Origin of the sequence: Streptomyces sp. NPDC046931 (genome assembly GCF_040644655.1) — a bacterium.
In the GTDB taxonomy this organism is placed as follows: Bacteria; Actinomycetota; Actinomycetes; order Streptomycetales; family Streptomycetaceae; genus Streptomyces.
On the sequence record NZ_JBEYWX010000025.1, the window covers coordinates 1 to 20657 of the forward strand.

At 71.1% G+C, this 20657-nt stretch carries 14 protein-coding genes; 8 read left to right on the top strand and 6 right to left on the bottom strand.

Annotation, left to right across the window (positions count from 1 at the left end; all coding sequences use genetic code 11):
* The 4 genes from ABZ876_RS31415 to ABZ876_RS31430 all read left to right on the top strand — a co-directional run.
* Window positions 1–1241, top strand: a 1241-nt coding sequence (locus tag ABZ876_RS31415; protein ID WP_361788315.1) for a GAF domain-containing protein, incomplete at its 5' end; no start/stop codon positions are given.
* A gap of 353 nt (window positions 1242–1594) precedes the next feature.
* Window positions 1595–4288 carry a GNAT family N-acetyltransferase gene (locus ABZ876_RS31420; protein ID WP_361788317.1) on the top strand — a complete coding sequence of 898 codons (2694 nt, stop codon included), beginning with the start codon at window positions 1595–1597 and terminating at the stop codon, window positions 4286–4288.
* Between the two features lie 13 nt (window positions 4289–4301).
* Window positions 4302–5036, top strand: coding sequence for a CBS domain-containing protein (locus ABZ876_RS31425; RefSeq protein WP_361788319.1), 735 nt, complete (start codon window positions 4302–4304; stop codon window positions 5034–5036).
* A gap of 16 nt (window positions 5037–5052) precedes the next feature.
* Window positions 5053–5727: a pyridoxamine 5'-phosphate oxidase family protein gene (locus ABZ876_RS31430; RefSeq protein ID WP_361788321.1), complete on the top strand. Its 675-nt coding sequence runs from the start codon at window positions 5053–5055 to the stop codon at window positions 5725–5727.
* A gap of 46 nt (window positions 5728–5773) precedes the next feature.
* On the opposite strand, the gene ppdK is transcribed toward ABZ876_RS31430, so the two are convergent.
* Window positions 5774–8461, bottom strand: coding sequence for a pyruvate, phosphate dikinase (gene ppdK, locus ABZ876_RS31435; protein WP_361788322.1), 2688 nt, complete (start codon window positions 8459–8461; stop codon window positions 5774–5776).
* Between the two features lie 393 nt (window positions 8462–8854).
* On the opposite strand from ppdK, the gene ABZ876_RS31440 reads away from it, so the two are divergent.
* The gene (locus ABZ876_RS31440; protein ID WP_361788324.1) at window positions 8855–11224 is read left to right on the top strand and encodes a glycosyl hydrolase family 65 protein; all 2370 of its coding nucleotides are present in this window, start codon (window positions 8855–8857) and stop codon (window positions 11222–11224) included.
* Window positions 11225–11432: 208 nt separating this feature from the next.
* Entirely contained in the window at window positions 11433–12530 is a 1098-nt protein-coding gene (locus tag ABZ876_RS31445; protein ID WP_361788326.1) for a hypothetical protein, read from the top strand.
* Between the two features lie 50 nt (window positions 12531–12580).
* Here ABZ876_RS31445 and ABZ876_RS31450 read toward each other — a convergent pair whose 3' ends face one another.
* From ABZ876_RS31450 to ABZ876_RS31470, 5 genes are all read right to left on the bottom strand, one after another.
* On the bottom strand, window positions 12581–14059 hold the full coding sequence (locus ABZ876_RS31450; RefSeq protein WP_361788458.1) for an AAA family ATPase: 1479 nt from the start codon (window positions 14057–14059) through the stop codon (window positions 12581–12583).
* Between the two features lie 103 nt (window positions 14060–14162).
* Window positions 14163–15026, bottom strand: a complete 864-nt coding sequence (locus ABZ876_RS31455; protein WP_361788460.1) for a universal stress protein — start codon at window positions 15024–15026, stop codon at window positions 14163–14165.
* A gap of 12 nt (window positions 15027–15038) precedes the next feature.
* Window positions 15039–15713: a CBS domain-containing protein gene (locus tag ABZ876_RS31460; protein WP_361788328.1), complete on the bottom strand. Its 675-nt coding sequence runs from the start codon at window positions 15711–15713 to the stop codon at window positions 15039–15041.
* Window positions 15714–15783: 70 nt separating this feature from the next.
* The gene (locus ABZ876_RS31465) at window positions 15784–17619 is read right to left on the bottom strand and encodes a glycoside hydrolase family 15 protein (protein WP_361788330.1); all 1836 of its coding nucleotides are present in this window, start codon (window positions 17617–17619) and stop codon (window positions 15784–15786) included.
* 191 nt (window positions 17620–17810) lie between these two features.
* Entirely contained in the window at window positions 17811–18590 is a 780-nt protein-coding gene (locus tag ABZ876_RS31470; RefSeq protein ID WP_361788332.1) for a DeoR/GlpR family DNA-binding transcription regulator, read from the bottom strand.
* A gap of 152 nt (window positions 18591–18742) precedes the next feature.
* Here ABZ876_RS31470 and ABZ876_RS31475 point away from each other — a divergent pair, with 152 nt between their 5' ends.
* A complete protein-coding gene (locus ABZ876_RS31475; protein ID WP_361788334.1) occupies window positions 18743–19717 on the top strand; it encodes a sugar isomerase in 975 nt (324 codons plus the stop codon).
* A gap of 12 nt (window positions 19718–19729) precedes the next feature.
* Window positions 19730–20614, top strand: a complete 885-nt coding sequence (locus ABZ876_RS31480; RefSeq protein WP_361788336.1) for a ketose-bisphosphate aldolase — start codon at window positions 19730–19732, stop codon at window positions 20612–20614.
* The last annotated feature ends 43 nt before the right edge of the window (window positions 20615–20657 follow it).

Sequence of the window (20657 nt, forward strand, 5' to 3'; positions counted from 1 at the left end):
GCGGCGCCGCGGAGTTCGACGCCGAGGACGAGGCGGTGCTGTCCACCCTGGCGGTGGCCGCGGGCGTCGCCGTCGAGAACGCCCGGCTCTACGAGAAGACGCGGCTGCGCGAGCGCTGGTTGAAGGTCAGCTCCCAGGTGACCAATGCGCTGCTGTCCGGTGCTCCGGGTGAGGACGTGCTGGAGCTGATGGTCGAGCAGGCTCAGCACATCGTCTCGGCCGATGTGGGGATGATCGCCGAGCGGGTGTCCGGGGAGGACGTGCTACGGCCGCCGCTCGCGGTCGGCCTCGGGGCGGAGCGGCGGCGCGGCCTCGTGGCGTGCGGGCAGGACGGTTTCGTGAAAGCGGTTCTGAGTGCTGCGGCGCCGGTGGTCAGCGCCGACATCCAGAAGGACGTGAGGATCAACCGGGACTCGGGATTGTGGGCCGGGCTCGGGCCTGTGATCGGTGTGCCGCTGGGCGCGGGCGGCAAATCCCTCGGGGTGCTGCTGCTCGGGCGCACGGCGGGCCGCACCCCGTTCACGGACACCGACGCCGGTCCGCTGCTCGGGTTCGCGGGGCAGGCCGCGCTCGCGCTGGAGCTGGCCGAGCGCCGTCGGGAAGCGGAACATATCGCGCTGCTGCAGGACCACGAGCGGATCGCCCGCGATCTGCACGACCTCGCCATCCAGCGGCTGTTCGCGGCCGGTATGACGCTGCAGAGCACCCAGCGCTTCGTCGACCACCCCGAGGCCGCCGAACGGCTGTCGCGGACCGTCGACGACCTCGACGAGACGATCAAGATCATTCGGTCGACCATCTTCGGGCTGCGGATACCCGGTGGTGCGGCGAAGGAGGGAGCCGGCCTGCGCAGACGAGTGTCCGAGACGGTCATGGCGTCGGCCGCCTCCCTGGGCTTCACGCCCGCGCTGCGCATCGAGGGACTCGTGGACACCGATGTCCCCGACGACGTCGCCGACCAGGTGATCGCCGTCCTCGGCGAGGCCCTGAGCAACACGGCCCGACACGCCTGGGCACGCTCCGCGGATGTCTGTCTGCGTTGCGAGCTGGGGGAGGTGACACTCATGGTCACCGACGACGGCTGCGGGATTCCTGAGGGTGCCGTGCGTAGTGGGCTGAAGAACATGGAAGAACGGGCGCTCGCGCTGGGCGGCACGCTGACCGTCGGGGGACACCGTGGGGGCGGCGGCACGCGGCTGGTGTGGCGTGTTCCCGTGCGTGCAGGGCAGGGGCATGGGTGACGGTTCGGCCCCCGGTGATCAGCCCCTTTTCTCCGACGGACAGACCCCCTTGCCGAGTTCCGTGCCGGTCGGCACCGCCCCGATCAGCGCGTGCGTCGCCGCATGCGTCGCCACTACTTCCCCGTCGGCTCTGCCGCCCGCCCACCGCTGCTGCGACAAGAACCTCCTGGCCGCGCGCCCCACTTCCTGTTCAAGGCAGGGGATCCCGCACCGTGCTTCTGAGGACCCCGCGCGCGACCGCCATCCGATTTCAGGGCCGACCGGCCCCCCGTCCCGTCCCGGACAGCCCATGTGATCACCGTCACGGCAGTCGGATGCTCGAAAGAGTCGAGAGGGCTCGGAGGCGACACGCGATGACGGACGACACGCTCAGCTGCCCCCCGGTCCACGCTCTGCTCGCGGACGGTACCACCGTGTGCATCCGGCCCGTGCAACCGGGCGATCACAAGCGGTTGCGGGAGTTCTACGCCGAGATGTCACCGGAAAACCTTCGGCTGCGGTTCTTCGCTGTGAGCCCGAGTTCCGCCGCCATGGCCGCCGACCGTGCGTGCGCCCCGGCACGTCCCGGCTACCGGGCACTGCTGGCCGAGGCCCAGGGCCGGGTGCTGGGCCTGGCCGACTACGACACAGGGGACGACAAGGACACGGCCGAGGTCTCCATCGCGGTCGCCGACGGACTGCACCACCGCGGTGTCGGCACCCTGCTCATCGAGCATCTTGTCTCGTCGGCACGCACGGAGGGCATCACCACGTTCGAGGCCGACGCGCTCAGCGAGAACCGCGACATGCTCCGGCTCTTCGCCGACCTCGGCCTGTGCACCAGGCGCCACTTCGAGGGGCCCGAGGTCCACTGCACCATCGCACTCGACGAGGACGACACCTACCTCTCGGCCGTGGAGGCACGAGGCAAGGCCGCCGACGTCGCCAGCCTGGAGCCACTGCTGAGGCCGCACGCGGTCGCCGTCGTCGGCGCGGGCCGCAAACCGGGATCGGTGGGGAGGGCCATCCTGCACCACCTGCACGCGGGCGGCTTCACACGACGCCTCTACGCGGTGAACCCGAAGATCACCTCGATCCTGGGCGTGCCCTCGTACTCCTCGGTCCCCGCATTGCCCCAGCCCCCCGACCTCGTGGTCGTGGCTGTGCCCGCCGCCGCCGTCCCGGCCACCGCCGAGGAGTGCGGCAAGGCGGGCGTCAGGGCACTCGTTGTCGTCACCGCCGGCCTCGACCGCCCCCAGGCCCAGAGCCTGATGACCGCATGCCGTACGTACGGCATGCGCCTCGTGGGCCCCAACTGCCTCGGCATCTCCAACACCGATCCCGAGCTGCGCATGGATGCCACCTTCGCTGCCGACCACCCACGCGTCGGCACCGCAGGCGTGGCCGTGCAGTCCGGCGGCGTGGGGATCGCGCTGCTCGACGGTCTGTCCCGGCTGGGCATCGGCGTCTCGTCGTTCGCATCCCTCGGTGACAAATACGACGTCAGCGGCAACGACATGCTCCAGTGGTGGGAGAGCGACGGCCGCACCGACCTGGCCCTGCTGCACCTGGAGTCCTTCGGCAACCCGCGGGCGTTCTCCCGCACCGCCCGGCGCGTCACCCGTCGCATGCCTGTTCTGACCGTCGACGCGGGCCGCACCGACGCGGGCCGCCGCGCCGCCGCCTCGCACACCGCGGCGGCCGCCACCCGTACCATGACCCGGCAGGCGCTGTTCACCCAGGCCGGCATCACCGCCACGCGATCCGTTGGCGAACTCCTCGAGACCGCGGCCTTCCTGCACTCCCGGCCGCTCCCCGCCGGGACGCGCGTCGTGATCGTCGCCAATGCGGGCGGTGTCGGGGTCCTGGCGGCCGACGCCTGCGTCGAGGCCGGGCTTGCCCTGCCGGCGCTCACCCCCGAGGCCATCGACGACCTGCTTGCCGTGCTGCCCCACGGTGCCGCGGCGGGGAACCCCGTCGACACCACCGCCGCCGTCTCCGAAGACCAGCTTCGGGCCTGCTTGGGCCGGATCCTGCGATTCCCGGACATCGACGCCGTGCTGGTGGCACTCGTACCCACGGCGGTCGCCGCGGCGACCGGCGAGGACCTGACCCGCGCCCTCACCGGTGGCACTGGACACCGGGGGCGACCGGTCGTCGCGGTACGCCTCGAACAGGACCTGCCGGTGAAGCTGCTGCCCGCCACCGTCGGCGGACCCGTTCCTTCGTACGCCGACCCCCAGGGGGCGGCACGGGCCCTGGCCCACGCCGCCCGCCGAGCGGCCTGGCTCGCCCGGCCCATGGGGACCGTCCCGGCCCTCGCCGGAATCGACACCCCGCATGCCCACGAGATCGCCGACGCCTACCTCGAGACCCGTGCGGACGGAGGCTGGCTCGAACCGCGCACCTGCGCCGAGCTGCTGGCCTGCTACGGCATCCCCCAACTTACCTGGGCCTGGGCCGAGACGGAGGACGACGCCGTGATCGCCGCGAAGCGGCTGCGCGGACCCGACGGCCGGATCGTCATGAAGGCCCACTGCCCGGGCCTGCTGCACAAGAGCGAGCAGCATGCCGTCCACCTCGATCTCCAGGGTGACGAGCAAGTACGCGCCGCCTTCCGGGACTTCGAAACACGGTTCGCGGGCCGGATGACCGGTGTGGTCGTCCAACCGCTCGCGGCTCGCGGCATCGAGCTGTTCGCCGGTGTCGTCCAGGACGAGGTGTTCGGCCCTCTCGTCCTCTTCGGTCTCGGCGGCACCGCGACCGAGGTGCTCGCCGACCACGCTGCCCGCCTCGCCCCGCTCACCGACCAGGACGTCCACGACCTGATCACGGCACCCCGCTGCGCTCGGCTCCTGTTCGGTGTGCACGGGGGCGGACCCGTCGACCTGGAAGCTCTGGAGCAACTGCTCCTGCGTGTATCCGGCATGGCGAGCGATCTGCCGCAGCTCGCGGAGGCCGACTTCAACCCCGTCCTTGCCGCGCCGACCGGGGTCACCGTGCTCGACGCACGCGTACGCCTGCTTCCCCGCAGGCACCAGGACCCGTATCTGCGCCGACTCCGCTGAGGAGGGAACGGACATGAAACACAACAAGGTCGGCTCCGTGATGACCATGGATGTCGTCCGCGCCGAGTACCGCACTCCATTCAAGGAGGTCGCGCGGCTCCTTTCGGACCGCCGGATCAGCGGACTGCCCGTCGTGGACGACGACGACAAGGTCATCGGCGTCATCTCCGAGACGGACCTGGTGACCAGGCAGTCGGAAGCCCTGGACGCGCACGAGCCCAGGCCCCGCTTCCGGCTCGCCGGGCTGACGTCCAGTGCACGGCGACAGGCTGCGAAGTCCAGGGCCTTCACCGCCGGTCAGGTGATGACCGCGCCGCCCGTCACCGTGCACGCCGAGGAGACCATCGCCGAAGCCGCACGGACCATGGTGCAGCGGCATGTGGAGCGGCTGCCTGTACTGGATGAGGAGGAGCGGCTCGTCGGCATCGTCACCCGCCGGGACCTGCTCCAGGTCTTTCTGCGGCCCGACACGGAGATCCGTGGCGAGGTGATCGAGGAAGTGCTGACCCGTACGCTTAGGCTGCCGCCCAGGACCATCGATGTCTTCGTGGCTGAAGGCGTGGTCACCCTCACCGGCCGGCTGGAACGAAAGAGCGAGACGGAGATCGCCGTCTCCATGACCAGGCAGATCGACGGCGTGGTCACGGTGATCGACCAGCTCACCTGCCGTTTCGACGACTCCCGCCTGCCGGCCGGCGAGCGGCCACCGTACGGCATCGCCGATGACCGGCTGCGCAGACCATCATGAGCGGAGGTGACGGGCCATGGCCGCACAGGCCGCATCGAACACCGGGGGAGAGCGTCCTACGGGCGACCTCGGCCGCCGCATCGCCCTGCGCCGAGAGGAACTCGGCCTGACCCGAGAGGACGCGGCCGAACGGGCCGGTATGGCTTCCAGCTACCTCCAGTACCTGGAGGAGCAGCCCACCGCCGCGCCCGGCGCGGCCTCCCTCCTCAGGCTGGCCGGGGCACTCGGGACCACCGTCCGGGACCTCTCCGGCGGCGACGTCGATCTTCCACCCGGCCTCGGGCAGGCGGGCCGACGCCCGAAGTTCACGGAACTGACCGCGCAGGAATGCCGCGACCTGCTCTCGACGCACGGTGTGGGAAGACTCGCGATGCACACCGCCTCGGGACCGGTGATCGTCCCCGTGAACTACAGTGTCGTCCAGGGGACGCTGGTCTTCAGGACGCGCCCCCACGCGGTACCCGCGCAGGCCGCGGGCGCTCAAGTGGCCTTCGAGGTCGACCATCTCGACGAAGCCCTGAGCCAGGGCTGGAGCGTCCTGGTGAGCGGCCACGCCCAAGCCGTGACGGATCCCGAGACCGTACGCCGGCTGGAGGAACAGGCGTACAGCACGCCCTGGGCGGGCGGACAGCGCGAGTTGTGGATCCGCATCGAGCCGCTCGGTATCACCGGGCGCCGGATCACCGTGTGACGAGACCGACCGCTCCCCGTAGCCCGGTGGGGGCCCGGGGTGCCGCTCACCGGCTGTCCCCGGCCTCGATCCCCGACAACGCTGCCCGGCCGGCCTCCAGGCGGGCCACCGGGACGCGGAACGGCGAGCAGGAGACATAGTCCAGTCCGGCGGCGTCGAAGAAGTGCACGGACTCGGGATCGCCGCCGTGTTCACCGCAGACTCCGATCTTCAGGCCGGGACGTGCCGCACGGCCCTCGGTCACCGCAATCCGGACCAGTCGGCCCACGCCCTCACGGTCGATCCTCTCGAACGGGGACGTGGCGAAGACTCCCCTGTCGAGATAGGCGGAGAAGAACGCCGCCTCCACATCGTCGCGGGAGAAACCCCATGTGGTCTGGGTCAGGTCGTTCGTGCCGAAGGAGAAGAACTCCGCCTCTTCGGCGATCCGGCCGGCCGTGAGGGCCGCCCGGGGCAACTCGATCATGGTGCCGACGGGGCACCGCACGGGGAGGCCGTATTCCTTGGAGACGTCGGCCAGCACATGCTCCACCTCCTCGCGGGCGAGCCGGAGTTCCTCCACGGCGCCGACCAACGGCACCATGATCTCCGCTTTCGGAGTCCCGCCCGCCCTTGTGCGTTCCACGATCGCCTCGGCGACGGCTCGTACCTGCATCGCGACCAGACCCGGGACCACCAGGCCGAGGCGCACACCGCGCAGGCCGAGCATCGGATTCTCCTCGTGCATGCGGTTCACCGCGTCGAGTACTTCCGCATCGTGTGGGTCCGGCTCGTTGCCGGCGACTTCGGCGGAGGCGATGCGGACGGCCAGCTCGGTGCGGTCGGGCAGGAACTCGTGCAGCGGCGGGTCCAGCAGGCGGATGGTGACGGGCAGGCCGTCCATCGCCTCCAGAATGCCGGTGAAGTCCCGTCGCTGGAGGGGCAGCAGCGCCTCCAGCGCGTGGGCCCGCTCGTCGCCCGTGCGGGCCAGGATCATCTCCTCGACCAGCTTCCGGCGCTCACCGAGGAACATGTGTTCGGTGCGGCACAGCCCGATGCCCTGCGCCCCGAAGCGGCGGGCACGGGCAGCGTCCTCGGGTGTATCCGCGTTGGCCCGCACCTCCAACCTCCGTACGGCGTCGGCCTGCCGCAGGGCGCGGGCCACCGCGTCGACCACCCCGGCCGATCGCTCACCGGTCTCCAGGTACCGCATGACCGCCGAGTCGATCAGCGGGGCCGCGCCGGAGTAGACGGCGCCGGTGGAGCCGTCCACCGAGATCACCGTTCCCTCCTCGACCACGGTGCCGTCGCCGGTGGTGAAGCGTCGGCTCTCGGTGTCCACGGAGAGTTTCTCGGCACCGCACACGCAGACCCTGCCCATGCCACGGGCGACAACGGCCGCATGACTCGTCTTGCCGCCCCGGCTGGTCAGCACGGCCTGGGCGGCGACCATGCCGGGCAGGTCTTCCGGGGTCGTCTCCTGGCGTACGAGGACGACGCTCTCGCCCGCCGCAGCACGTCGGCCGGCCTCCACGGAGCCGAAGACCGCCGCGCCGACGGCGGCGCCCGGCGAGGCCGGGATCCCATGCGCGAGCGCCTCGCCGGTCGCGGAGGTGTCGAAGCGCGGGAACATCAACTGCGCGAGCCCGTCCCCGTTCACCCGCGCCAGGCCCTCGCCGGGGGTGATGAGGCCCCCGTCGACCAGTTCGGCGGCGATGGCGAACGCCGCCTCGGCGGTGCGCTTGCCCACCCGGGTCTGCAGCATCCACAGGGTGCCGCGCTCGATGGTGAACTCGATGTCGCACAGATCGCGGTAGTGCCTCTCCAGGGTCCGCATGTGGTCGCGCAGCTGCGCGAACGAGGGCGGGTCCAGGCCCTCCAGGTCGGCCAGGGGCACGGGGTTCCGGACGCCGGAGACGACGTCCTCACCCTGTGCGTTGGGCAGGTAGTCGCCGTACAGGCCCTGCCGTCCGGTGGCCGGGTCGCGGGTGAAGGCGACCCCGCTCCCGGAGTCGGCGCCCAGATTGCCGAAGACCATGCGCTGCACGGTGACCGCGGTGCCCAGGTCGTCGGGGATGTGTTCACGCCGCCTGTACAGGCGGGCGCGTCCGGCGTTCCAGGACCGGAAGACCGCGAGGATCGCCCGGCGCAGCTGTTCGGCGGGGGATTGCGGGAAGGGCTCTCCGGTCTCCTGCCGGATCAGGCTCTTGTAGTTGTTCACGAGCGAGGCGAGATCGCTCGCGTCCAGACGCAGATCGTCCGGGGCGTTGCGCGCTTTCTTGAGGAGCGTCATGGCCTCCTCGAAGAAAGCGGTGTCGACACCCATGACCGTACTGCCGAACATTTGTACAAGTCGGCGGTACGAGTCCCAGGCGAAGCGTTCACTCCCGGACGTCTTGGCCAGACCCAGGACGGAGTTGTCGTTCAGGCCGATGTCGAGGACTGTCTCCATCATGCCGGGCATCGAGAAGCGCGCACCTGAGCGTACGGACAGCAGGAGCGGGTCGTCGGGCTGCCCCAGCAGGCGCCCGGCGGCGGCCTCCACGGTCGCCAGATGGCGGGAGACCTCCTCGGACATACCGTCCGGCTCGGTGCCGGTGGACAGAAAGGTTCGGCAGGCGTCCGTGGTGATGACGAATCCCGGTGGCACCGGCAGGCCCAGTCGGACCATCTCCGCGAGGTTCGCACCCTTGCCGCCGAGCAGGTCCGCCTTGCCACGGTCCCCCTCCGAGAAGTCGTACACATAACGTGCCATGACGCGGCTCCTCGGCTCCATGGGCAGGTGCCTTCCCAGCGTCGGACGCGGGCGGGCCGCGTGACAGGTGCTGGATGTCCCGGCGCGGGGGCCGATCGGCCTTACAAGCAACCTCTCGGCGGCCTGCGAACACGGTGCGTCCTCAGGGACTGAACCCTGCGGCCTTGCAGGCGGATGGACAGGCCCCCGCCAGGCGTCACCGAACGCCCTTTCCCGATGCCGTCGTGGCTGCTGAGGAACGAGGGCGGGGCCAGCCGATGGTACTGCCAGACACCCGGCTCGCCCTCGTCCGTCGGCGTGGATCGCGCGGCGGCCCGGGATCCGGCGCGAGACTGGTGCCGGTGCCGACGTCGTCGTACGCCCCGGAGGACCGCTCGTGGGAGGAGCGCCGCAGTGACGGGCTGGACCTGGCAGTACGAGGGCTACGAGCCCGTCGAGGAACGCCTGCGGGAGTCCCTGTGCACGCTGGGCAACGGCTACTTCGCCACGCGCGGAGCCCTTCCCGAGTGCCCCGCGGACGAGGTGCACTACCCCGGCACCTACGTGGCCGGCTGCTACAACAGGCTCACCTCACTCGTGGCGGGCCGCCGGGTCGAGAACGAGGACATGGTCAACCTTCCCAACTGGCTGCCGCTGCGCTTCCGCCTCCCCGGGCAGCCGTGGCTCACCCCGGACACGGGGACCGTGCTCGACCACGGTCAGGTCCTGCACCTGTCCACGGGCCTGCTGGAACGTCGCACCCGGTACGGGCTCGGCGACGGGCGCGCGCTGTCGGTGCGCCAGCAGCGCCTGGTGCATATGGCCGACCCCCATGTCGCGGCCCTGCGTACCGAGTTCACGGCCGAGGGGTGCGCCGTCGCACTGGAGGTCGAGGCCGCACTGGACGGCGGTGTCACCAATGCCGGCGTGGCGCGGTACCGGGACCTGGACGGCCGCCACCTCACCCATGTGCACACCGGTACCGACGCCGCGGACACGGTCTGGCTGCGCTGTCGTACGCGCACCTCCGACATCCGGATCGGCCTGGCCGGCAGGCTGACCGCCGACGTGCCCGTCGTCACGGGGCATCCGTTCCCCCGCGTCGTCCAGAGCCTGCGTCTCGATCTGGCGCCCGACCTGACCGTCACCGTCGACAAGACCGTCGCCCTGCACACCTCCCGCGACCCGGCGATCAGCGACCCACTCCAGGCCGTGATCGACCGTGTCCGCCAGGCCCCCGGCTTCGAAGCGCTGCTGGAAAGCCATCGCACCGCCTGGCGCCTGCTGTGGCGGCGGGCCGACCTCGAGATCCCCGGGGAGGCCGGAGGGGTGCTGCGGCTGCACCTCTTCCACGTCCTGCAGACCCTCTCGCCGCACACCGCCGACCTGGACGTGGGCGTGCCCGCGCGGGGCCTGCACGGAGAGGCCTACCGCGGGCACGTCTTCTGGGACGAGCTGTTCGTGCTGCCGTACCTCAACCTGCACTTCCCCGAGGTCTCCCGTGCGCTGCTCCACTACCGCCACCGCCGCCTGGACCGCGCCCGGGCCGCCGCCCGCGCGATCGGCCGACGGGGGGCGCTGTACCCGTGGCAGAGCGGCAGCGACGGACGCGAGGAGACCCCGGAGCTGCACCTCAACCCTCGCTCCGGGCGCTGGCTGCCGGACCGCACCCGGCTCCAGCGGCATGTCGGCTCCGCCGTCGCGTACAACGTGTGGCAGTACTGCGAGGCCAGCGGCGACGACGAGTTCCTGCACACCAAGGGCGCCGAGATGCTTCTGCAGACCGCCCGGTTCTGGGCGGACTCGGCCACCTACGACAACACCCTCGGGCGGCACCGCGTCCGCGGCGTGGTCGGCCCGGACGAGTACCACGACGCCTACCCCGGCGCGTCCGAGCCCGGCCTGGACGACAACGCGTACACCAACGTCACCGCTGTCTGGGTACTGACCCGCACCCTGGAGCTGCTGCGCGCCCTGCCCGAACCCCGGCGCCTCGAACTCGTCGAGCGCACCGGCCTGGACGGCGGCGAACTCGACCGCTGGGAGGAGATCTCCCGCACGCTCCACGTGCCGTTCCACGACGACGTCATCAGCCAGTTCGAGGGCTACGGAGACCTCGCCGAGCTCGACTGGGACGGCTACCGGAAGCGCTACGGCGACATCCGGCGTCTCGACCGGATCCTGGAGGCGGAGGGCGACTCCGTCAACCGCTACCGGGCGTCCAAGCAGGCGGACGTGCTGATGCTGGGCTATCTGTTCGCACCGTCCGAGCTCCAGGCCCTCTTCCGGCGCCTGGGCCACAGGCTCGACGACGAGATCTGGCGCCGCACCGTCGACTACTACCTCGCCCGCACCAGCCACGGGTCCACACTCAGCGGCCTGGTCCACGGCTGGGTTCTGGCCCGGGCCCGGCGCGCCGAGGCGTGGGCGTTCTGCCTGGAGACCCTGCGGGGCGACATCGCCGACGTGCAGGGCGGCACCACCGGGGAGGGCATCCACCTCGGTGCCATGGCGGGCACCCTGGACCTCGTCCAGCGAGGACTGACCGGGCTCGAGACCCGGTCCGGAGCGCTGTGGCTCGATCCCGTGCCGCTGCCGGAGCTGTCGTCGTACGGGTTCTCCATCCGGTACCAGGGGCACTGGGGAGTGAGGCTGCGGCTGGAACGGGGCCGTCTGGAGATCGCGGTACCGTCGTCCGACCGGTCTCCCATCGACATCCGGCTGCCGGACCGCGCCGTGCGGCTCCAGCCTGGGGAGACGGGCCGGCTGGTCGTCCCGGAGTGACGGCGGCCATCGAAGAGGCCGGGCTTCCGACCGGCACCGCTGACTTGAGCAGGTTGCGGCGGAGTCGCCCGGTCGGGCGGGGAAGTGCACCATGGGAAGTAATCGGAGCGCACTCCTCGCGGAGGTGAACGGCGACGACCCTGTCCGCAGGCATCATGAGAGCGCGGCCTCCCGCCCCGAGACGCCGGCACCGTGCGCGGGAGTGACCATGAGACTTTCGTTTCTGGAACCTCTGTACAAACAGCCGGGCCCCTTCGCGTCGGTCTACCTGGACACTTCTCGCGATATCCAGGATCCCGACGCCGCCGTGGAACTGCGCTGGCGGCATCTGCGGGACGCTCTGATGTCCGAAGGAGCGGATCAGGACTCCATCAGCACGGTGGCGCGTATGGTGGGCTGCGACACGGACGTCCCCGGCACCCACGGGCAGGCCGTGTTCACGGCACACGGCCGGCTGGCCCTGATGGATGAGCTGCCCGCCCCTCCCGCACGGGACACGGCACGCTTCGGAACGCTGCCGGACACCATGCCGATGGTCGTCCAGCACGCGCCCGGTATCCCGTACCTGGCGGTCCACGTCCACTACGGCGGCCGCCACTCCACGGACGCCACCGGCACCGTGCGCATCGACGCCGAGGCCGGCATCTGGCCCCTGACCAAGGTCATGTCGGGGTACCGCCTGTACGAGGAGGTCCCCGTGTCCGACTGGCTATACGCCGCCGAGGTCATCGGCCGGGAACTGGAGGGCCACGCACGGCGCATCGACGGCGAAGCGGTGGTCGTCGCCGGAGACGTCTGGGCCCGCGGCATCCTCGTCAACCGACTCCCCGCCTTCCTGCAAGGCCAGGTCACCACGGTCGAAGGCGCCGGTGAGTCCCAGCCTGGGCGGGCGCTGCTCGAGCACCGGCTCGAAGGTCTCTTCGGCGGGCGCATGGCGGCGCACGACCGGGCCCTGCTGGACGCTTTCCTCGCACAGCAGGCACGCGACGGAGCGTCGGCCGAGGGCCTCTCCGCTGCCGTATCGGCCTTGCAGCGTGGTCGCGTCAAGGCCCTGTTCCTCAACAACCATCCCGAGTCGACGCTGCGACTGTGGGTCGGTCCGGAACCGGGACAACTCTCCCTCACCGAACAGGAACTGCGCTCCTACGGCGCCCAGGACGTCCGCGAGGAACGCGCCGACGCGGCCCTGACCCGTGCCCTGGTCGGCACGAAGGCCGAACTGGTCGTGGTGCCCGAGCAGCAGCTGCGGCTGCGCGAGGGCGTGGGCGTACTGCTGCGCTACGCCGACCCCACGACCCACAGTTGAACAGCCTGCCGCGGAACAGTGCGCCTTCGGCCAGCGGTGAGCAACCCGGCTCAGTCCGGCTCCATCCGGGGGCGGCGGAAGATCGGGAGCTGGCCGGTGCTCCACGGGCGTACGACCGCCAGTGCCTGGACGACCGCGGATTCCAGAGGGCCACTGGTGTCGATCGCGACAGCCTCCGCCCACGCCGGCTCCTTGGCCGCCATGGCGGTGGCCACGTCGCGGTCGGCGTCCGACGCCCCCGGGGCGCGGGTGGTCAGGCGGGCCGCCGATACATCGCCGGGCACCTGGCAGTGCAGGGCCACCAGATCGGCGCTGGTCCGCTCGGCCATGCGCAGGGCGGATTCGCGCTGTCCCGCGTCGGACCAGGTGGCGTCCAGCACCACCGACTCGCCGCAGGCAAGCAGGGCCGATGCGCGGTCGAGCAGGGCCTCGTAGGTCCTGGCGGTCCATTCGGCCGAGTAAAGGCCCTCGCCGTACCCGGCCGCCGCGGACTGCTCCGCCGGGATGCCTGCCAGTTCCTTGCGGAGGCGGTCGCTGCTGAGCAGCGTGACACCCAGGCGATCGGCCAGTGCTCCGGAGAGGGTGGACTTGCCGCTACCCGGCAGCCCGCCCACGAGCGTCACGCCGACGGCGGAGGCGCGCAGATGGCGCAGAGCCGTCGCGACCAGCCGACGTGACGCCGCCTCCGCGCCGGGTGCGCCCTGCAGTGCCTGGATCAGGGAGACCTTTGCGCGGACGAACGCGCGGTAGGCGACGTAGTGGTGCCACAGGGACGGCGGTGCCGGATCGCCGGAGTACTCGCTGTACTCGGCGAGGAAGAACGCCGCGGCCTCCGGTGCTCCCAGCTGTTCCAGGTCCATGGCCAGGAACGCCGCGTCGTCGAGGCCGTCGACGTAGCGCAGAAGGTCGTCGAACTCCAGACAGTCGAGGATGCGGGGCCCGTCGTCGAGGCAGAACACGTCCTCGGCGAGCAGGTCCCCGTGCCCGTCCACGATCCGCCCCTGCTCGATACGGCTGTCGAACAGCTGCTTGCGTCCGGCCAGATAGCGGCGAACGAGCCGTTCGACCTCCTCCACGCCCTCGGGCACGGATCGGTCGTCGGCCGTCAACGCGTGGACCTGCGCGAAGCCGGCCTCCCACCGCGAGGACAGCGCGTCCCTGGTCCCTTGCTCATCGACCTCCCGGCTGCGAGCTGCGCCTGCGTGGCATGCGGCCAGCTGCCGGGCCACGGCCCGCACGACGTCTTCGATCCCCGCACGTTCCCGCACCAGCAGGGACAGGCGCCGGTCCGCCGGCATACGGCGCATCACCACGATGGGCTCGGACGTCTCCCGGTCCGGGCTGCGGATCTCTCCCAGGCCCAGGTAGACGTCGGGCGCGAAGCGGCGGTTGAGCTCTATTTCGCGCTCACACGCGGCCAGGCGAGCCGCCACGGTGGAGTAGTCCAGGAATCCCAGATCGACCGGTTTCTTGATCTTGTAGGCGCGGTCACCGGCGAAGAACACGGTCGCGGTGTGGGTCTCGCGCACCTCGGCGCGCGGAAGCGAAGGAGCGTGAACCCCGGTACCCGACCGCAGCACCGAGGCGTCCGAGGCATGCACCGACATCCCCGGCTCTCCGTGGTGGCCCGGGTCAGTCATGGGGTACGACGGCGACAGCGCAGCGCGCATGATGGATGGCGGCCTGGGTCACGGGGCCCAGGTGCGGTGCGAGGGCGGGACGGTGCCTCCGTCGGCCGAGCACCGGCACTCCGGCGCCCTCGCCCGCGCGTACAGCGGCCTTGGCGGGGCTTTCCAGAGCGATGCTCTCGATGACCTCGACACGCTGGAACCTCTCGTGCCAGGGGCGGAGCGCCTGGCTGAGCTGATGCAGTCCGTCCTGCGTGATCTCCTCGGTGACGGCGTGGTCTACCCCCCAGGGCAGGTGCGCATGCAGGGGCACGCTTCGGCCGTGGACGGCCACAAGGGCCACGTTCCTCGCCGCTATGGTGGCGAAGGCGAATGCGAGCAGTCCGTCGCACGATCCGTGCAGTTTCACCATCACGCGGCCCGAGGGGGCGGGCGGAGTGCCCTCTTCCCGGATATCGGCACGGACCAGCACCACCGGTCGCTCGCACCGTGCCACGACGGGCATGCTGATGTCGCCGAGGAAGTAGCTCTCGACGGGCTCCAGCCCACGTGAACCGAGCACGGTCATCTCGGACTCCGATGCCGCTTGGAGCAGTGCGTGCCGGGCGTCGTCGGCGACCAGGCTGTCGACGACGGTGAGGCTCGGATGGCATGGAGAAAGCTTCGCCCGCGCGTCTTGCACCAGTCGCTTCGCCCAGTAGTTCTGATCGACCTCACAGGGGAGGCTGGTGGGTTCGGGCGCCAGCAGCGGCCAGGCGTGCAGCAGATACAGCGTGAGGTTACGCCGCTCGGCTTCGTCGGTGGCCCAGTGCGCGGCGGCGAGGCTCTCGGGCGAGCCGTCGAGGCCCACCGTGACGACTTGCCCCACGGTCACTGCCTCCTAGGCGCCGGTGGGAGACGGCCGGGAATCGCCGGTCCGGTACGCGATGTGCTCGGACACCGAGACCACGCCGTCAACACTCCTGCACAATCGTTCGAGGATGGGGATCAAGCTCTTGGACTCGACGGATCCGCCGAGGGCGACCTGACCCTCACGTACGTCGACGGTCACCTCCGAGGCGGCGGGGCCCAGCGTGCCCTCCAGCACGTCCTGCGTGATCTCGTCGCGGATGGCCTCGTCCCGTCGCAGGAAGATGCGCAGCAGGTCCGCGCGGCTGACGATGCCCACGAGCCGGTCCGCCTCGTCCACCACGGGAAGCCTCTTCACCTTCTGCACCTCCATGAGGCGAGCCGCCTCGACCACGTTCCACTCCGGACGCGCGCACACCGCGGGTGCCGACATGAGTTCCTCGGCCCTGGCGACCTCGGCCTTGGCCCGCTCCCACGCCTCCAGGTGCGGAATGGGTGCCAGGCCGGACGGGTCGGCCTGCTCCGCGGACTTGCGGAGCAGGTCGGCCTCCGACACCACGCCCATCGGGCGGTCCAGGTCGTCCACCACCGGCACGGCGGTGACATCGTTCTCCGCCAGCAGCTTGACGATCTCCTTGAACGGCATGTCGCGCCGAGCCCGGACGACCGCCCGGGTCATGAGCTCCGCGACCGTTCGATGGTGCATGTCCGGGCTCCCTTCCATCCATGCCGGCCAGTCGTTTCCACAAGCCCACCGTGCTTCGAAGACGGCGGGCTCAGCCCAGGGCCCGGTCCAGGATGAACGCCGCGCTGATCAGCGCGAAGTGCGTGAACGCCTGCGGGAAGTTGCCCTGCTGCTCACCGGTGTGGCTGATCTCCTCGGCGTACAGGCCTACGTGGTTGGCATAGGTGAGCATCTTCTCGAAGGCCAGCCGCGCCTCGTCGAGGCGGCCGGCCCGCACCAGCGCCTCGACGTACCAGAACGAGCAGATGGAGAACGTGCCCTCGTCGCCGCGCAGGCCGTCGGGGCTCGCCTGTGGGTCGTAGCGGTAGACCAGCGAGTCGGACACCAGGTCCTGGGTGAGGGTGTCCAGTGTGGACAGCCACTTGGGATCGGTGGGCGCGATGAACTTGGCCAGCGGCATCATCAGCAGGGCCGCGTCGAGCACGTCGCCGTCCTCGTGCTGGACGAAGGCCCGGCGTTCGTCGGACCAGCCGCGCTGCATGATCCGCCGGTAGATCGTGTCCCGGCACTGCCGCCAGCGGGGCAGCTCGGCGGGCAGGCCACGGTGGTTGGCGAGCCGGATGGCCCGTTCGATCGCCACCCAGCACATGAGCCGCGAGTACAGGAAGTTCTTACGGCCGCCGCGGGTCTCCCAGATGCCCTCGTCGGGCCGGTCCCAGTGGTCGCAGACCCAGTTCACCAGGGCGCAGACCTGGTCCCACTGGTCGCTGGAGATGGGCTGGGCCCACTTGTCGTAGAGGTAGATGGAGTCGATGAGGGCCCCGTAGATGTCGAGCTGGAGCTGGCCGGCGGCGGCGTTGCCCACACGCACCGGTGCGGATCCCTGGTGGCCGTCCAGATGGTCGAGTTCGCGCTCGGGCAGGTCGGTACGGCCGTCGATCCCGTACATGATCTGCAGCGGTCCGGACGGCCCGCCGTCGCCGGGAATGACGTGCCGGGTCACGAAGGTCATGAACGCCTCGGCCTCGCCGGTGAAGCCCAGCCGGAGCAGCGCGTAGACGCAGAAGGCAGCGTCCCGAACCCAGACGTAGCGGTAGTCCCAGTTGCGTTCGCCGCCGAGTTGCTCGGGCAGGCTGGTGGTCGGGGCGGCGACGATCGCGCCGGTCGGAGCGTAGGTGAGCAGCTTCAGGGTGAGGGCGGAGCGGTGCACCATCTCGCGCCACCGGCCGCGGTAGCGGGAGGCGGACAGCCAGTGCCGCCAGTACGCAACGGTGCCGGCAAACTGCCTCTCCGCCTCCAGGTGCGCGCAGATAAGCGGAGGCAGCGACTCACCGAGCTGGTCCAGCGCGAACACGGCGGACTCTCCCTCGGCGAGCTTGAAGTCCGCCCATACGTCGCGGTCGTCGCCCTCCAGGGGGATGGTGGCGGTCAGGGCCAGCGTCAGGCTTTCGGACTCGAAGACGGCCACGTCGCCGAGCAGACGGAGGACGTGCGGCTCGGCGCCGTACCCGAACCGCGGGGCGACCCGTACCCGGAACGGGATGGAACCGCGCACGCACAGCACCCGCCGGATCAGCCGGTGGCGCTCGGTCTCGACACATCCCTCGCCGACGGGCATGAAGTCCTGTACCTCCCCGACGCCGTCCTCGGTGAAGAACCGCGTGATCAGCACATTGGTGTCGGGAAAGTAGAACTGCTTGGTCCGGCCGGGCACCGTCGCCGTCAGCTCGAAGGACCCGCCCCTGTCCGCGTCCAGGATCGACGCGAACACGCTCGGGCAGTCGAACGCCGGGCAGCAGTACCAGTCGATGGTGCCGTTGGTGCCCACCAGGGCGACGGTGCGGAGGTCACCGATGAGCCCGTGGTCGGCGATCGGCAGGTACCGGGAGCCTCCGGGAGCGTATACATCACGCGGTGTCTCGGCCATCACAGCCTCCCTGAGCACCCGGCACGCCCGACTGCAGGTCCCAGCTTAGGCGCGGGGGAGGGAGGGGGCATGGGGAGCGAAGCGGGCGGGTGCGTGGTCCTGCGCCGGGCCCGTCAGGGCGGGTACGTGGTCCTTCGCCGGGCCCGTCAGGGCGGGTACGTGGTCCTTCGCCGGGCCCGTCCGGGCGTGCGTCAGACCGTCACCACGTGCACACCCGCCTCCTCGAACCGCCGCACCACGTCCACTCCCACCGCGGTGTCGGTGACCAGCGTGTCCACCGACTCCACCCCGCAGATCCACGCGAATGCGCGCTGCCCCAGCTTGCTGGAGTCCGCCGCGACGACCACACGTTCGGCACGCTCGCACAGCAGCCGGTTGATCGCGGCCTCCGCCTCGTCGTGCGCCGCCGCGCCATGCGTGACGTCGAGGGCCACCACACCGAGCACGGCCACGTCCAGGGTGATCCGGCCGAGCACCCCGTCCGCGAGCGGGCCGATCAGCTCGTACGACTGCGGGCGCGCGACCCCGCCCGTCACCACGATCTTGAACTGTGGCCGCACGGCCAGTTCGTTCGCGATGTTCAGTGCGTTGGTGACCACGGTCAGCGCGGGGGAGCCCGTCGCCAGGTCGCCGCGCACCGCCAGGGCGCGAGCCACCTCCGTGGTCGTCGTGCCGCCGGTGAGGCCCACCGCCTCCCCGGGCGCGATCAGACGCGCCACCGCCTGGGCGATGCGCTGCTTCTCCGATGCGCGGCGGGCCGTCTTGTAGCGCAGTGGCAGCTCGTAGGAGACGCCGTGCACCACGGCGCCGCCCCGTGTGCGCACCAGCATCTGCTGCTCCGCGAGCTGGTCGAAGTCGCGGCGGATGGTCGCGGCGGACACCCGCAGTTCGGTCGCGGCTTCCTCGACATCCAGCCGGCCCCGCTCGACGAGCAGCTCCAGCAGCGCTTTCCAGCGGGCGTCGCGCGACATCCGCGTGTCTCCGTTCCCCGGCCTTCGTTCCTCGGCCGCTGCCGTGACCCTAGCGCACCTCACCCTCCGTCCGAATGCTTGATTCTGCTTGAAAGTTGACTATATCTTGCAGAAAATCGCACAGTGTTCGTGCGCCTCTGGAAGGGGTGGCCATGACCTATGTCGAGGACGAGCTGAGCAGTCAGCCCGAGTGCTGGACCCGCGCCGCCGTGGAGGCGGCGGCGCACAAAGGGGCGCTGCCGGCGGCGGGGGAGCGGGTCGCGATCGTGGGATGCGGGACGTCGTTGTTCATGGCGCAGTCCGCCGCCGCCTTGCGCGAGCGGTCCGGACAGGGCGAGACGGACGCCTTCGCCGCCTCCGAGTTCCCCCACGGTCGTCCCTACGACCGGATCGTCGCCCTCACCCGGTCCGGCACCACCACCGAGGTGCTCGACCTCCTCGGCCGGCTCCGGGGGCGGACCCGGACCACCGCGGTCACCGCCGACCCCCGCACGCCCGTGGCGGAGTCCGCCGACGACGTGGTCGTGCTCGGCTTCGCCGACGAGCGGTCCGTCGTCCAGACCCGCTTCGCCACCACCGCGCTCACCCTGCTACGGGCCCACCTCGGCCTGCACACGGACGCCGTGGCCGCCGACGCCCGTACCGCACTCGAGACCCCGCTGCCCGAGGGGCTGGCCGACTGCACACAGTTCACCTTCCTGGGCCGCGGCTGGACGGTCGGGCTGGCGAGCGAGGCCGGACTCAAGATGCGTGAGGCCGCACGGGCGTGGACGGAGGCCTATCCGGCGATGGAGTACCGGCACGGCCCCATCAGCATCACCACACACGGCACCGCCACCTGGATGCTCGGCGAGGCGCCCGAGGGGCTGGCCCGTCAGGTGCGGGACACGGGCGGACTGTGGGTGGCCGGCGAACTCGACCCGCTCGCCGAACTCGTCCGCGTCCAGCGGCTCGCCGTCGCCGTCGCCGCCGCCCGGGGGTTCGACCCCGACCGGCCGCGCCATCTGACCCGCTCGGTGATCCTCACCCCGAGCGCGAGTCCAAGCCCAAGCCCAAGCCCAAATCCGGGTCCGGGTCCGGGCGCGACTCCCGGTCAGAGCCCGGGCCCCGAGCAGCGGTCCCGGTGAGAAGGAGGAGCCGTGCCCCTCGCAGCCACCGGTGAGCTGATCGCCGCTGCCGCCGCGGCCCGCCGTGCGGTGCCCGCGTTCAACATCATCACCCTCGAGCACGTCGAGGCCGTCATCGCGGGAGCCGAGCACGTGGACGCCCCGGTCGTGCTCCAGGTCAGCGAGAACGCGGTCAAGTTCCGCTACGGACGTCTGCTCCCCCTCGCCCGTGCCGCCGCCGAGGCCGCCGCGCGCGCCGCCGTGCCCGTCGCCCTCCACCTCGACCACGTCCACAGCGACGGCCTGCTCCGGCAGGCGCCCGGTGCCGGGTTCAGCTCCGTGATGTACGACGCGGCCCGGCTGCCGTACGAGCAGAACCTCGCCGCCACCCGTGCCGCCGCCGACTGGGCGCATGCCCAAGGGCTGTGGATCGAGGCTGAGTTGGGGCAGGTCGGCGGCAAGAGCGGTGAGCCGCCGCCCGACCCGCACGCTCCCGGCGCCCGGACCGACCCCGGCGAGGCCGCCGCCTTCGTGGCCGACTCCGGCGTCGACGCCCTCGCCGTCGCCGTCGGCAGTACACACGCGATGACCGCGCGTACGGCCGCGCTCGACCACGGCCTGCTCAAGCGGCTGAGCGCCGCGCTGGACGTACCCCTCGTCCTGCACGGCTCCTCCGGGCTGCCCGACCACGAGCTGAAGGCGGCCGTCGCGGGCGGCATCGCGAAGGTCAACATCGGTACCGCGCTGAACGTCGCGATGACCGGCGCGATCCGGCAGTTCCTCGCCGCGCATCCCGAGGCGGCCGACTCGCGCCGCTATCTCGGCGTGGGAAGGGAGGCGATGGTCCGGACCGTGGCCCGCCTGATCACCGTGCTCGGGGACGGCGGCGAGCAATCACCCGCGGACGAGTCCCGATGAGCACCGTCGGGGGGTTCCACTGGTGCGCGAGACGGGCATCCAC

Bases quoted from the DNA above. Each gene is read 5' to 3' on its own strand.
- ABZ876_RS31420 (WP_361788317.1), top strand. From the start codon at position 1,595: ATGACGGACGACACGCTCAGCTGCCCCCCGGTCCACGCTCTGCTCGCG.
- ABZ876_RS31425 (WP_361788319.1), top strand. From the start codon at position 4,302: ATGAAACACAACAAGGTCGGCTCCGTGATGACCATGGATGTCGTCCGC.
- ABZ876_RS31430 (WP_361788321.1), top strand. From the start codon at position 5,053: ATGGCCGCACAGGCCGCATCGAACACCGGGGGAGAGCGTCCTACGGGC.
- ppdK (WP_361788322.1), bottom strand. From the start codon at position 8,461: ATGGCACGTTATGTGTACGACTTCTCGGAGGGGGACCGTGGCAAGGCG.
- ABZ876_RS31445 (WP_361788326.1), top strand. From the start codon at position 11,433: ATGAGACTTTCGTTTCTGGAACCTCTGTACAAACAGCCGGGCCCCTTC.
- ABZ876_RS31460 (WP_361788328.1), bottom strand. From the start codon at position 15,713: ATGCACCATCGAACGGTCGCGGAGCTCATGACCCGGGCGGTCGTCCGG.
- ABZ876_RS31465 (WP_361788330.1), bottom strand. From the start codon at position 17,619: ATGGCCGAGACACCGCGTGATGTATACGCTCCCGGAGGCTCCCGGTAC.
- ABZ876_RS31470 (WP_361788332.1), bottom strand. From the start codon at position 18,590: ATGTCGCGCGACGCCCGCTGGAAAGCGCTGCTGGAGCTGCTCGTCGAG.
- ABZ876_RS31475 (WP_361788334.1), top strand. From the start codon at position 18,743: ATGACCTATGTCGAGGACGAGCTGAGCAGTCAGCCCGAGTGCTGGACC.